This is a genomic window from Bordetella genomosp. 4, assembly GCF_002261185.1.
GTDB lineage: Bacteria > Pseudomonadota > Gammaproteobacteria > Burkholderiales > Burkholderiaceae_B > Bordetella_A.
Genome location: NZ_NEVQ01000021.1, coordinates 182,769 through 196,467, shown reverse-complemented (window position 1 = coordinate 196,467; position 13,699 = coordinate 182,769). Strand labels below are relative to the sequence as shown.

Here is a 13,699-nt window from a genome sequence, read left to right as displayed (position 1 = left end):
GGTGCATCCTGCTCACTCCAGCCACGCTATTCATAAATCGAATGGCGGCCATTCAGACATTTAACTTGTCGATGCCTTGCGGATAGCGCTATCGTGACACCTTGATGTGCTTGAGGCATTCAATAATTAAAAGCCTCGCGTCTGCTCACCCATCAGGATTTTGCAATGATAGAACGTCTATTCATTAATGCCGCCGCCGCCGATGGCAGCCCGCTTTGTATCGCCGTAGCCGATGGCAAGATCGTCAGCATGGGGCCGGATGTCCCGGTGGTGCCGGGCGCAGACGTTGTCGATCTGCAAGGCTGGGTGGTGCTGCCGGGGTTTGTTGATGGCCACATTCACCTGGACAAGAGTTTTGTCGGCGACGTCTGGCATCCGCATCAGCCGGCGAACAGTCTGCGTGAGCGTCTGGCGGTCGAAAAGCAGGCGTTGGCGCAAGCAAAACCGATGGCCGATCGTGCGCAGGCACTACTTGCACAGGCCGCGGCGTTTGGTACGGTTGCCATGCGCAGCCATGTGGACGTAGATGCGACGACAGGGCTGGAAAATCTGCACACTATCATGCAGGTGCGGGACCAATGGCGCGGCCGCATGCATATTGAGCTGGTGGCGTTTCCGCAGGCTGGTGTGATGTCCTGTCCCGGTACGGTGCAGATTCTCGAGGCCGCCGCGCGTGCGGGCGTCGATGTCGTCGGCGGCATCGACCCCACGACGCTGGATGGCGATGCCGATAGTCAGTTGGACGCGGTATTCGGGATCGCCGAAAAACATAGCGTAAAAATTGACATCCATTTGCATGAGCCAGGATTGCAGGGCGTAGAGCAACTTCACCGCATTGCAGCCCGCACGCGCGCAGCAGGGCTGGGTGGCCGTGTCGCGGTCAGCCATGCTTATAGCCTGGGCGATGTGACGCCGGATGTCCTGGATCGCATTGCAGCGGCATTGGCCCAGGCCGGTGTCGCCATCATGACGAACGCGCCGGGCAACCGGGCGTTTCCGCCGGTGCTACGCTTGCGTGAGGCGGGGGTGAATGTGTTCTCCGGCAATGACAACATTCAGGATGCCTGGTGGCCCTATGGCACGGGCGACATGTTGCAGCGGGCCATGCTGGTCGGATATCGCTCGGGGTTCTATACCGACGAGTCGTTGCACACCGCACTGCACCTAGTTTCCTCGGCGGGGGCGGCAGTGCTGGGCTTGAGCGGCTATGGATTGGCAGTCGGAAACGAGGCGACCTTCGTGGCGGTCAAGGCGCCTAACGCGGCGGCTGCCGTAGCGAGCGCGCCCGCCGAGCGGCGCCTGATACGCAAAGGCCGTGTTCAGGATCTGGTTTCGGAACGGTCCAGCAACTGAACCAGCACATCGGCCAGTTCGCGAGTTTCCTGATTCGCGGAGGGGCGATAAAAAATGCCCAGTTCGTAGGCGTCAATCTCGGGTAAGCCGCTGCGCCGGGTCAGTATCTGGTGATTCTTGGATGTTGCTCGATGCGGCAGCAGGCTGATACCCATCCCGTTGGCGACGGCCTCCTGAATGCCGGCCAGGCTCGAACTGGTAAAGCTGATGCGCCAGCGCCGTCCGATGGCCTCTAATGCCTGGATCATCTCGTCGCGATACAGCCCTCGCTGGGGAAAGGTGACCAGCGGAATAGGATCCTGTTTCAGGCAGGGGTGCCGCGCACTGTCGATCCATACCAGCTTTTCCGGACGGCACGTGACTGCCGCGCGGCTATGACGCCGTTGTTTCACCAGCACGAGATCCAATTCACCTTGCTCGTAGCCGTGATACAAATCGCGGCTCAGGCCGCTGGTGACTTCCAGCTTGACGTGAGGGTGGTGCTGGGTAAAGGCGGAAAAGGCCTTGGTGATCGGACCGGTGGCGAAATCCTCCGGCAAGCCGAGCCTTACGGTGACCGCCACCATTGCGCCGGACAAGGCTTCGGCCAATTGCTCGTTGGCGGCCAACATCTGGCGGGCGTATCGCAACAATACATGCCCCGCCTCGGTCGGACGCACCTCGCGATTGCCGCGATCGAGCAGGGTATGGCCGGCCAGGTCCTCCAGGCGGCGTATTTTTTGGCTGACCGTGGATTGCGTGGAGTGCAGCCGTGTCGCTGCTGTCGTGAAACTTCCGCATTCGACGACGGCGACCATGGCTTTCAGCAAATCCAGTTCGAAAAGCACGTTATTCGATTTCAGACTGGCTGGCATTTAAATATTTAATTTTTTAATGTGATGATTGGCTTTTATCATGGCCATGGAAAGCCTGGCAACTATGGACGCGGTGTCAGGACAACCTGGCTGTTATCGGCTTTTCATGTCGATGGAGATAAACAATGCTGTTCAAACGTTTTGCAATTTACGTCGCTTGTTTCATGGCAACGTGGATGAGTACGGGCAGTTTTGCAGAGGAGAGCCCCTTGAATCGCGAATTACTGCACACGGCTGCATCTGGAAATGCAGCTGATATCCGGGCCTTGCTTGACCAGGGTGCGGTGCTGGAGGCGCGGGATGAAAGAGGGCGCACCGCCTTGCTCGTCGCTACCCACGAGAACAACGTCGCGGCGGCCCAGGCATTGATCGATGCCGGCGCGGACGTCAATGCCAAGGATGCGATTCAGGATAGTGCGTATTTGTACGCCGGCGCACGCGGCCTGAACGAGATCCTGGAGATGACCCTCGCACATGGCGCAGACCTGAAAAGCACGAACCGGTATGGCGGCACGGCGCTGATCCCAGCGGCCGAGCGCGGCCATGTCCAGACTGTGCGTCGATTGATTGAGGCCGGCGTGGACGTGGACCACGTCAATCGCCTGGGCTGGACCGCATTGCTCGAAGCCATCATCCTGGGCGACGGCGGGTCTCGGCATGTGCAGATTGTGCAAGCGCTGGTGCAGGCGGGCGCGGATGTGAATCTGCCGGACGGCCGTGGCGTGACGCCGTTGGCGCATGCTCGCCAACATGGATACGACGATATCGCGCGCATCTTGATGGACGCGGGCGCGAAACCCTGACGGTTCGCGTTGTGGCAGGTCGAATTGCCGCGGTGTCTAGGGGCGAGCATCCGAGGCTCCGCAGGGGGCGACTGGCCATAATCCGATGCACGAATTTTTTTCGTGAATTTGGCCGAATTTATATCGTTTTGAGGATTGGAAGCCTAGGGTTTGTAATGCGGGCTGGTTTTCTTCCAGTTTTTTACGCATTCATTGCCCAAGCCCATGAGTCTTATCGGATATCGCGTTCTTCCCCGGCCTGAGTCGGCCGTTTCCTCTACCGTTCTGGCCGGTTTTGCGACTGTCGGCTCGGCGCAGATCAGTGATTGCATGAATCGCTTGTACGGCGTGACGGGGCTGCGCCCCTTGCATGCACAAGCGCGCCGCATCGTGGGACGTGCGTTGACGGTCAAGGCTCGCCCGGGCGACAACCTGATGATCCACAAGGCGATTTCGCTCGCCGAGGCCGGCGAAGTGATCGTGGTTGACGGCGGTGGCGATACCAACAACGCGTTGGTGGGCGAATTGATGATGATGGACGCCCGCATGCGCGGCGTGGTGGGCTTTGTGATTGACGGCGCGGTGCGGGATGCCGATGTGTTCGCGCAAGAGGATTTCGGCTGCTTTGCGCGCGGCGTGACGCACCGCGGGCCCTACAAAGAAGGCCCCGGCGAGATCAATGTGCCTGTGTCGGTAGGCGGCCAGGTGGTATTCCCCGGCGACGTGGTGGTGGGCGATGCCGATGGCGTAGTCGTGATCCCGGCCGGGCACGCCGAGGCTGTCCTGGCCCTGGCACTGAAAAAAGAGGCCGACGAGGCCGCCATCAAGGAAAAACTGAACGCCGGCACCTACACCAAGCCGTGGGTCGACCGCATCATCGCGCAGAAGTCGGGAGATGCGTAATGAGCATCATCGCCGACAAGATCAAACGCATCAAACTCTCGCCCAGCGTGGCGGCCCGCGCCATCATTGCCGAGCTGCGCGAACAAGGCCGCCGCGTTATTGACCTGACGGTGGGCGAGCCGGATTTCATGACGCCGGAGCACATTCGCCAGGCAGCGACAGCCGCGATGAATCGCGGTGAAACCAAATACCCGCCCGCTCAAGGCACGGTCGCACTGCGCAAGGCCGCCAGCATACGCCTGCAGGAAGAAACGGGCGTGGAATATCCCGCCTCACGCATCATCGTCAGCACGGGCGCCAAGCAAGTGATTTTCAACGGGCTGGCGGCTACCTTGAACGACGGTGACGAGGTCATCATCCCCGCGCCGTTCTGGGTGTCATACCCGGATATGGTGCTGGTCAACGGCGGTGTGCCGGTCGCCGTGCCGACGACGCCGCAAACCGATTACAAACTGACGCCCGACGCCCTGGCGCGCGCCATCACGCCACGCACCAAATGGCTGATGATGAATGCGCCGAGTAACCCGACCGGCGCTGTGTATCGCGCTGATGAGTTGCGAGCCCTGGCTGACGTGCTGGTGCGGCATCCGCACGTGTGGCTGATGACGGACGATATCTATGCCCGGCTGAATTTCTCCGGCGAGGCCACTGTACATCCGCTGCAAGTCGCGCCGGAGCTCGTCGATCGCACCCTGGTTGTCAATGGCGTGTCCAAGGCCTACGCGATGACCGGCTGGCGCATCGGTTATGGTGCGGGGCCCGATGAGTTGATCAAGGCGATGGCGATTCTGCAGTCGCAAAGCACCTCGGGCGCATCGTCAGTCAGCCAGGCCGCTGCACTGGAGGCGTTGGCTGGTCCGCAGGATTGCGTCGCCGAGTTCGCAAAGGTGTTTCGCGAACGCCGCGATACGGCCATGGCGGCGCTGCGCGGGACATCGGGCTTGCAGATCGTCGAGCCGCAAGGAGCGTTCTATGTCTTTCCGGATTGCCAGGGACTGCTGGGCAAACGCACGCCGTCTGGCGAGGTGATCAACACCGATACCGATCTGACGCACTATTTGCTGCGCGAGGCCGGTGTTGCGGTGATCGACGGCAATGCCTACGGCGCACCGGGCACTTTCCGCCTGTCTTTTGCGGCGTCGCTGGATGATATCCGCGAGGGCTGCTCGGCAATTCGCACCGCCTGCGAAAAGCTTGCTTGAACCGGGAGATGGCGCTCGAGCGCTGCGTGGAAGTCGAGGCATCAAACCACGCAGCATTCGGGCATTCATCCATATCGGAATTTTTCACCACGACTAAATGACCAAAAGGGGCAATCGATGATACGTAAAACCATTATGGCCGCATGCCTGGCATGCGCTACCCTGGCCGGCGTCTCGGCACAGGCCGATCAGCTCGACGATATCAAGGCCAAGGGCGAGCTCTTGTGCGGTACGTTGGGCACGTCGCAGCCGTTCAGTTTCCAGGACGTCTCGACGCGTCAACTGGTCGGCTACGACGTGGATGTCTGCAAGCTGGTCGCCGACAAGCTGGGCGTGAAGGTGCAATACAAGCTGTTGTCGGTTGCCGCACGCGTGCCCGAGCTGAGCGAGGGCCGAGTCGATATCCTGGCGGCCAATCTGGGTTATTCCCCTGAGCGCGCTGAACAGATTGCTTTCAGCAACGCCTATTACGTCAGCCCGCAAAAACTGTTGGTCCGCGCCGACTCGGACTACGACACGATTGAGTCTGTCAATGGCCGCCGCATCGCCGCGACCAAGGGTTCCAGTTCGGAACGCGAGATCAAGCGCATCATGGAGAAATCCAAAGTCCTGGGCTTTAGCGATAGCTCGGCCGCGTACCTGGCTTTGCAGCAAAAGAAAGTCGATGCGCAGTTTGCGTCGGAATTGGTGTTGGCGCGCCTGGTCCTGCAGAGCCCGCCGACATCGCCGGTGCGTGTGATCGAAAAACCGGTGTTCAGCGAATCGTGGGGTCTCGGCATCAAAAAATCCGAGACGCGTTTGCTGGAGGCGGTGAATCAGGCACTGAACGACGCCGAGGCCTCGGGCGAAGCTGCCAAGCTGTTCGATAAATGGTTCGGGCCGGAAACGCCGTACAAGCTCAAACGCGATTTCAAGATCGGCCCCATCGCAGGCTGATCCGCCGTTTTGCAATGAGCGGGCCGCACATCATGTGCGGCCCGCGCCTGCGTCCATGCGAGCGCCATGTGGTCCCTTCATGGATCGCTTGGCACTCCATTGAGAGAGTGTTTTATGGATTTTCTCGAACCGATTTATCTACATCAATTGCTCGATGGCATGCTGATCACCGTGCAGTTGTTCCTGGTTGCCTGGGTGATGGCGTTTACGATCGCCGTGCTGCTGGTGGTGATCCGGACTACCGACTGGGCCCCATGCCGCTGGTTCGTCGATGCCTATGTCGAATATCACCGCAACGTGCCGCTGCTGGTGCAGGTGCTGTTCTGGTATTTCGGTATGCCGGAATTATTGCCTGAGGGATTCCGCGATTGGCTGTATGAGCATAACGCCGAGTTGTCGCTGGCGGCCATCGCCCTGGCGCTGGGGTCGGCAGCCTACATTGCCGAAGACATCCGCAGCGGTTTGCGTTCTATACCGGGCACGCAGTTCGAGTCGGCGCGGGCGCTGGGCTGCAGCTATCTGCAGTGCATGCGGTTCGTGATCGTGCCGCAAGCCCTGCGTGCAGCGATTCCACCGTTGATCGGGCGTGCGCTGCTGCTGTTCAAGAACACCAGTGTGGCGATGGCGATCGGCGTGGTCGAACTGACCTATCAGGCTCGTGAGATCGAGAACGAAACCTATCGCACGTTTACGACCTTCGGGATCGCGACGGCGATGTATCTGTTGGGTTCGTTCTGCATCATGTTCATTGGTTCACATATTTACGCCCGCTACGTGCCGGGCCGCAGGAGCCGGCATGCTTGAGGTGATTGCACAATATTGGCCGATGTTTCTCGTCGGGCAATATCCGAACGGACCGCTGGGTGGGTTGGCCCTGACGTTGATTCTCGCAGTGTGCGGTTTGGCGGCTTCGTTGCCGTTGGCGCTGCTGATCGCGTTGGCGCGTGTCAGCCCGTTTGCCTGGCTGCGCCGCATCAGCGCCGTGCTGGTCAACGTGGTGCGCGGCATGCCGCTGCTGATGCTGATTTTCTGGGCCTATTTTGTCATTCCGAAATTGACTGGCGAAGTCGTCAGCGGTTTCTGGACGCTGCTGTGTGCGCTGGTGCTATACGAGAGCGCATATCTCTCCGAGGTCGTGCGTTCGGGAATCGAGGCGATCCCGCGTGGGCAGACCGAAGCATCCCGTTCCCTGGGCGTAGGCTACTGGACCACGATGCGCAAGGTCGTCTTGCCTCAGGCACTGGTGAACGTCCTGCCCAGCATGACGAGCCAATTTGTCTCGACCATCAAGGAGACTTCGCTCGGTTATGTGATCAGCGTGAATGAGTTGACCTTTGCGGCCAATCAGGTGAACAACCTGGTCCTGACCAAGCCGCTGCAGGTGTTCGGCATTCTGGCGATCATGTACTTCCTGGTGTGTTTCAGCCTGAGCCGCGGTGTGAATTGGTTCGACCGGCGAGTGCGTCGCGCACGCGCGATGGCCTAACGTATTGAAGGCGTTTTCATGATTAAGCTCGAAAAAGTGAACAAGTGGTACGGCGCACACCATGTGCTGAAAGACGTCGACCTGGAGGTGGCGCGCGGCGAGGTTGTGGTCGTATGCGGGCCGTCCGGCTCTGGCAAGTCGACGCTGATCCGTACAGTCAATCGATTGGAGCCCATCGAAAAGGGCACCATCCGCGTCGATGGCCAGGATGTGTATGCCAAGGGGCTCAACCTCAATCAGTTGCGTCAAAAGATCGGTTTCGTGTTCCAACAGTTCAATCTGTTTCCGCACATGAGCGTGCTGGATAACGTGGTGTTTGCACCCGTGAATATCCAGAAACGCCCGCGCAAGCAAGCAGCTGAACTGGCGCACGCGTTGTTGGAGCGTGTCGGTCTGGCGCACAAGATCGATGCCTATCCGGGCGCGCTCTCTGGCGGACAGCAGCAGCGTGTGGCGATTGCCCGCGCGCTGGCGCTGCAACCACCGGTGATGTTGTTCGACGAACCCACCAGCGCGCTGGATCCGGAAATGGTCGGCGAAGTCCTGCAGGTGATGAAATCGCTGGCCAAAGACGGCATGACCATGGTGTGCGTGACGCACGAAATGGGCTTTGCCCGTGATGTCTGCGATCGTGTGATTTTCATGGACGCCGGAGAGATCCTGGAGAGCGGAACGCCGGAACAGTTCTTCAGCGCGCCGAAACATCCGCGCGCGCAGCGCTTTCTCAGCGATATTTTGCATCCGCGCGGATGAGCACGCCGCCCGAGGTGGGTGGTAAGGTGTCGGTTTCCCGATACCTGGCTCCCACTGCAATGTATACCCTGAAGCAACTCGAGGCGTTCTATTGGAGCGCGCAGCTTGGCAGCTTCAGCGCATCGTCCAAAAAGCTGCACACTACCCAGTCGGCTGTGGCCAAGCGGGTGGGGGAGCTCGAGTCGTTCACAGGCGCACCTCTATTTGAGCGGCGCGCGAAGCGGCTATCGCTCACGCAGCATGGCCGCCGGCTGTTCGATCTGGCCAGCGAGATGCTGGAGTTGAACAGCCGTATTGTGCAAAGTATGGCGGATACCGCCAGCGTCGAGGGTGTCGTGCGTTTGGGCGTCACTGAGTTGGTCGGCATGACGTGGCTGGCCCGGCTGATCAGCCAGATCACGCAACACTATCCGCGTGTGCAGCTCATGCCCGAGATCGATGGCGGGATCACCCTGTATGAACGCCTTGAGCGGGACCAGTTGGACCTGGCCATTATGCCGGGCCCATTCTGGAGCTATCAGTACGATTGCGTTCACCTGGGTGCGGTGACGAATGTCTGGATGGCCAGCCCACAGTTGGACATTGCGGCGGCCTCGCCGCTGACGCCGCATGATCTGGCGCCCTATCCGGTGATTTCCCAGCCGACGAACTCTGCTTTGTCGCATTTGTACGATGCGTGGTTTGCGGAACAGGGCCTGTCGATGAAGCGCGTGTTGACATGCAACAGTCTGGGCATGATGGCGCAGCTGACGATGCTTGGTCTGGGGATCAGTTATCTGCCGGGTGCGTATTTTGCGCCCTTGGTCGAGCGCGGCATGTTGCGGCAACTCGATGTGCAGCCGGATTTGCCGACCATCAATTACTATGCGGTATACAAGAAAAGCCTGGTCAATCCGGTCGTAGCGACGGTGATTGACATCGCCCGGCGGGAATGCGCGTTCGAGGTGGCGGGGGCTTTCTTGCCGCATGTGCCGCAGCGCGAGGGCTGAGGGGCTCTCGCTGCCGTTGTGCCCATGTGTGCGCCCCTCCTGGCATACGTCCCGCTCTGAGGGTGGATTGCGTTCTAGCCTCGGCACATGCGGGTGCACCAGGATCGGAGGCTGTCCTGGCCATTCCCGTTTCTAGGGCAAATTCTCTCTGAAAATCACATCCGTACGCGTGGCCTCCACACCCGACAATACACTGCGATGATCGCGCAGATTCGTAAAAATCCGGATGCTGTTCAGGATCGTGGTCAACGGACTCTGGTTGATCACCGCATCCATGCTGCCATCTATCAATAGCGCTCGCGTTTCCGGGGTCAGGCCATGGCCGATGAATACGATTTCGTGTTGGCGGCCGGCTTCTTTCAGGGCCTGGCCTATGCCTTCGGCCCCGCTGCCGATGTTGTAGATGGCCGCCAGGTCGGGATGCTCTTTCAAGAGCGCCTGCGTCTGCCGATAGTTCAGCTGTGCATCGTCATAGCCCTCGCGCAGCCCCACGACGCGCATCTCGGGATATTGCTCGGCGAACAAATGCAGGAACCCGGCCTCGCGTTCCTCGTGCGCGCGATAGTTCAGCGACCCGGCGATCAGCGCCACTTTGGCGCGGCGCTGAGGGCTGCCGGCCGAGCCCTGCGCCGGACTCAGAAAACGCCCGATCAAATGGGCGGCCGTGCGCCCCGCAGCGCGATTGTCTAGACCCACGTAGGCGCTGCGTTTGGAGTGTGACAGATCGGAAACCAGCGTGACACAGGGAATGCCCCGATCGCTTAACTCCGCGACTGCCTCGCGGACCTTTGGGTGTTCGAGCGCCATAAACGCGACGCCGTCGCTTTGTTTGCCGCGGCGCAGCAACAAACGGGTCAGAGCATCGGGATCGAAGCTCTCGACGGGCGCTACGCGGCAATTGACGTTGAAAGGCGCCCAGTGTTCGTGCGAATGCTTGACCCATTCCCCCAGCATCCACAAAAACCGGCTGCTGCGGCTGGGCAGCACAAAGAGCAAGCGCATGGGCGGTGGCGCCATGGCGGCATAGAGCTCTGCCTGAGGCAGGTATTTAAGCTCTGCGGCGGCCTTCAGAACACGTTGCAGGGTCGCCTGGCGTACGCCAGGTCGATGATGCAGGGCGCGATCGACCGTGGCGGGGGATACGCCCGCCAGTCGCGCAATATCAATCACGGTGGGTAAAGCCTGCGGCACCGGGTTTCTCCGTTTCTGCCTGGACACAGGGGGTATACCTTACACGCATTCTTGATGAGTACCTCAAAACCCATCAAAAAATGTGCTTGGGATTTTGCAGGCGGGCTTCTATTCTTACGACCCTATCGATAGCGGCGCCGCAGAGCGCGCACTCGTAGATAACGAACATAAATGGCGCCGGCCCCGCCGCGGGACAGCCGGTCTGGAGATTTCCAACATCGTCGGTAACGCCGGCAAGCTTGTACACAGGAGACAGTGTCATGACGAATAACAGGTCTTTCACGCGCCGCAGCGCGTTGCGTACCCTGGCGGGCTTGCCGCTGGCGGCCATGGTCAGCATGCCGCGCCTGGCCAGCAGCGCACAGGCAGAATACGTATTCAAGTACGGCAACAACTTGCCGGTCAGTCATCCGCTGAACATCCGCTCTCAGGAAGCCGCCGCCCGCATCGCCAAGGAAAGCAACGGCCGTCTGGAAGTCCGCGTGTTCCCCAACAACCAGTTGGGCGGCGACACCGATATGCTGGCGCAGGTGCGCAGCGGCGGCATCGAGATGTTCAACGCGGGCACGATGGTCATTGCTACCCTGACGCCGATCAGCGCCATCACGGCCATGGGGTTTGCCTTCGCCAATGATCAGGATGTCTGGAAGACCGTTGACGGTCAACTCGGCAATCACGTGCGCGCTGCCTTTGCCAAGGTCGGCCTGCACACGCTGGACAAGATGTGGGACAACGGATTCCGCCAGATGACCAGCAGCGCCGGCCCCATCAAAACGGCGGCCGATCTGGATGGCATCAAGATCCGCGTGCCGGTGAGTCCGATGGCGATTTCGATGTTCAAGGCGCTGCAAGCCGCTCCTACCAGCCTGCAGTTCAGCGAAGTCTATTCCGCCTTGCAGACCAAGGTCGTGGATGCCCAGGAAAACCCCTTGGTTATTCTGCAGACGGCAAAACTGTACGAAGTGCAGAAGTATTGCTCGCTGACCAACCATAGCTGGGATGGTTACCATCTCGTGATCAACGGCCGTGCCTGGCGTGGTCTGCCCGACGATCTGAAGGCGATTTACACCAACGCATTCAACGACGCGGGCTTGCAGCAGCGCGCCGACCTGGCGCAATTGAACCAGACCTTGCAAGCCGACCTGGCTGCAAAAGGCATGGTGTTCAACACTACTGAGGCCGACAGTTTCCGTGAGCAATTGCGTAAAGCCGGCTTCTACGCCGAGTGGAAGAAGAAGTTCGGTGATGAGGCATGGGCGTTGTTGGAAGCCTCCGTCGGCAAGGTGTCCTGATGCAAGCGGGCCACGATACTAAGGCCGTATGGGGCGTAAATCCCCCAGCGGCAACACCGATTGCGGCCGCCGGAGTGGCTGCCGCGCCGGCCTCTGTGCGGCGAGGCAATGGTCTATTGGCCTGGCTGGATAGCGCTTTGGGCGTCGTGTCCGAGTGGCCGGCGGCCTTGCTGGTTGTGCTCGAGGTCGTCGTGTTGCTGTCGGGCGTCGTGGCCCGTTATGTGTTGCACGAGCCCATCGTGTGGACCGACGAGCTCGCGTCGATCATGTTCCTGTGGCTGTCGATGCTGGGCGCTGTGATTGCGCTGCGCCGTGGCGCGCACATGCGCATGACGGCGCTGGTCAGCAAATGCAGTCCCGGAAAGCGCGCGTTTCTGGAAGTATTCGCGTTGGCTGCCTCGTTGGTCTTTCTCGTCTTGCTGATGCCGCATGCGTGGGAATACGCCGTCGAAGAAATGATCATCGTCACGCCGGCGATGGAGATCAGCAACGCGTGGCGTGCCAGTGCGCTGCCTACCGGCACGTTGCTGATGCTGCTCGTTTGCATCGTACGTTTATTGCGCACGGAGCACACCAAGCAAGTCGTTCCTGCTGTCGTGGCGGCAGTGGCGATCGCGACGGTGTTCTGGCTGGCAGGGCCATGGTTGATGACCTTGGGCAAGTTGAATCTGTTGATCTTCTTTGCCGGCGTGGTGGGTTTTTGCGTCTTTGCCGGTGTGCCGATCGCGTTCTCTTTTGCGCTGGCGACATTCGGGTTTCTCGCCTTGACGACACGCACTCCGATGGTGGTGATGGTGGGCCGTCTGGACGAGGGTATGTCCCACCTTATCCTGCTGGCGGTGCCGCTCTTTGTACTGCTCGGCATGCTGATCGAAATGACCGGCATGGCGCGTGCAATGGTGCAGTTCCTGTCGAGCCTGCTCGGCCATGTGCGGGGCGGATTGAACTATGTGCTGATTGGCGGCATGTATCTGGTGTCGGGAATCTCGGGTTCCAAAACCGCCGATATGGCCGCTATCGCGCCGGTGTTGTTGCCCGAAATGAAAAAGCGTGGCGCCAAGCCAGGCGATTTGATCGCGCTGTTGTCGACCACGGGTGCGCAGACGGAAACCATCCCTCCGTCGATTGTGTTGATCACGATTGGCTCTGTCACTGGCGTATCGATCGCGGCTTTGTTTACGGGCGGGTTGTTGCCTGGACTGGTACTGGGTCTGGCGCTGTGCGTGATTGTGTGGTGGCGTTATCGCCATGAGGACTTGAGCGCCGTGCCGCGCGCGTCTCGCAAACTGATCGGCAAGACATTCGTCGTCGCACTGCCTGCGTTGGCGCTGCCATTTGTTATTCGTGCCGCCGTGGTCGAAGGCGTCGCGACGGCGACCGAGGTATCGACGATCGGCATCGCTTACGCGGTGGTCGCCGGATTGCTGCTGTACCGCCAGTTTGATTTCAGGCGCTTGCCGGGCATATTGATCGAAACGGCAACGTTGTCGGGCGCGATTCTGTTCATCATCGGCTGTGCCACGGCGATGGCCTGGGCGTTGACGCAATCGGGTTTTGCGCATGATCTGGCGTTGGCGATGGGCAATCTGCCAGGCGGAAAATTCACTTTCATGGCGGTGTCGCTGGTGGCGTTCATCGTCCTGGGCAGCGTTCTGGAGGGCATTCCGGCCATCGTGCTGTTCGGGCCGTTGATGTTCCCGATCGCACGCGAACTGGGAATCCATGAGGTCCAGTACGCCATGGTGGTCATCTTGGCCATGGGCGTGGGCCTGTTCGCTCCGCCGTTCGGCGTGGGCTATTACGGGGCCTGCGCGGTGGGCAAAGTCGATCCCAACGAAGGGATCGGGCCGATCTGGGGCTATATGGCAGCGCTGTTGGTGGGCCTGGTGCTCGTGGCCGCAATCCCCTGGATTTCTATCGGTTTTCTGTAAATCCGATCATTTCTTTCTTTCGCAATT

The 13,699-nt window shown here is 60.1% G+C and carries 13 protein-coding genes; 11 read left to right on the top strand and 2 right to left on the bottom strand.

The genetic code is table 11. From position 1 onward, the window contains the following. The first annotated feature begins 165 nt into the window (after positions 1-165). Entirely contained in the window at positions 166-1,353 is a 1,188-nt protein-coding gene (locus tag CAL20_RS21155; RefSeq protein ID WP_094838913.1) for an amidohydrolase family protein, read from the top strand. On the opposite strand, the gene CAL20_RS21150 is transcribed toward CAL20_RS21155, so the two are convergent. Continuing rightward, positions 1,320-2,207: a LysR family transcriptional regulator gene (locus tag CAL20_RS21150; protein WP_094838912.1), complete on the bottom strand. Its 888-nt coding sequence runs from the start codon at positions 2,205-2,207 to the stop codon at positions 1,320-1,322. The genes CAL20_RS21155 and CAL20_RS21150 overlap by 34 nt on opposite strands. Before the next feature lie 125 nt (positions 2,208-2,332). Between CAL20_RS21150 and CAL20_RS21145 the strand changes: the two genes are divergently transcribed. From CAL20_RS21145 to CAL20_RS21110, 8 genes are all read left to right on the top strand, one after another. Further along, the gene (locus CAL20_RS21145) at positions 2,333-3,010 is read left to right on the top strand and encodes an ankyrin repeat domain-containing protein (protein WP_094823042.1); all 678 of its coding nucleotides are present in this window, start codon (positions 2,333-2,335) and stop codon (positions 3,008-3,010) included. A gap of 204 nt (positions 3,011-3,214) precedes the next feature. Next, positions 3,215-3,892 (top strand): RraA family protein, encoded by a 678-nt coding sequence (locus CAL20_RS21140; RefSeq protein ID WP_094838911.1) that lies wholly within the window; start codon positions 3,215-3,217, stop codon positions 3,890-3,892. Beyond that, positions 3,892-5,094: an aminotransferase class I/II-fold pyridoxal phosphate-dependent enzyme gene (locus CAL20_RS21135; protein ID WP_094838910.1), complete on the top strand. Its 1,203-nt coding sequence runs from the start codon at positions 3,892-3,894 to the stop codon at positions 5,092-5,094. The genes CAL20_RS21140 and CAL20_RS21135 overlap by 1 nt, the downstream gene beginning before the upstream one ends. Before the next feature lie 117 nt (positions 5,095-5,211). Further along, complete coding sequence (locus tag CAL20_RS21130) at positions 5,212-6,030, top strand: ABC transporter substrate-binding protein (RefSeq protein ID WP_094838909.1); 819 nt, start codon at positions 5,212-5,214, stop codon at positions 6,028-6,030. Positions 6,031-6,144: 114 nt separating this feature from the next. Further along, complete coding sequence (locus CAL20_RS21125) at positions 6,145-6,834, top strand: amino acid ABC transporter permease (protein ID WP_094838908.1); 690 nt, start codon at positions 6,145-6,147, stop codon at positions 6,832-6,834. Next, positions 6,827-7,516, top strand: a complete 690-nt coding sequence (locus CAL20_RS21120) for an amino acid ABC transporter permease (protein ID WP_094838907.1) — start codon at positions 6,827-6,829, stop codon at positions 7,514-7,516. Before CAL20_RS21125 ends, CAL20_RS21120 begins: the two co-directional genes overlap by 8 nt. 18 nt (positions 7,517-7,534) lie before the next feature. Next, positions 7,535-8,269 (top strand): amino acid ABC transporter ATP-binding protein, encoded by a 735-nt coding sequence (locus CAL20_RS21115; RefSeq protein WP_094838906.1) that lies wholly within the window; start codon positions 7,535-7,537, stop codon positions 8,267-8,269. A 59-nt stretch (positions 8,270-8,328) separates the two neighbouring features. Next, positions 8,329-9,258, top strand: a complete 930-nt coding sequence (locus CAL20_RS21110) for a LysR family transcriptional regulator (protein ID WP_179266719.1) — start codon at positions 8,329-8,331, stop codon at positions 9,256-9,258. Between the two features lie 132 nt (positions 9,259-9,390). Here CAL20_RS21110 and CAL20_RS21105 read toward each other — a convergent pair whose 3' ends face one another. After that, complete coding sequence (locus CAL20_RS21105; protein WP_094838904.1) at positions 9,391-10,449, bottom strand: LacI family DNA-binding transcriptional regulator; 1,059 nt, start codon at positions 10,447-10,449, stop codon at positions 9,391-9,393. Positions 10,450-10,709: 260 nt separating this feature from the next. Between CAL20_RS21105 and CAL20_RS21095 the strand changes: the two genes are divergently transcribed. Both CAL20_RS21095 and CAL20_RS21090 read left to right on the top strand, forming a co-directional pair. Further along, positions 10,710-11,741, top strand: a complete 1,032-nt coding sequence (locus CAL20_RS21095; protein WP_094823032.1) for a TRAP transporter substrate-binding protein — start codon at positions 10,710-10,712, stop codon at positions 11,739-11,741. After that, the gene (locus CAL20_RS21090; protein WP_094838903.1) at positions 11,741-13,672 is read left to right on the top strand and encodes a TRAP transporter large permease; all 1,932 of its coding nucleotides are present in this window, start codon (positions 11,741-11,743) and stop codon (positions 13,670-13,672) included. The genes CAL20_RS21095 and CAL20_RS21090 overlap by 1 nt, the downstream gene beginning before the upstream one ends. Positions 13,673-13,699 lie beyond the last annotated feature (27 nt).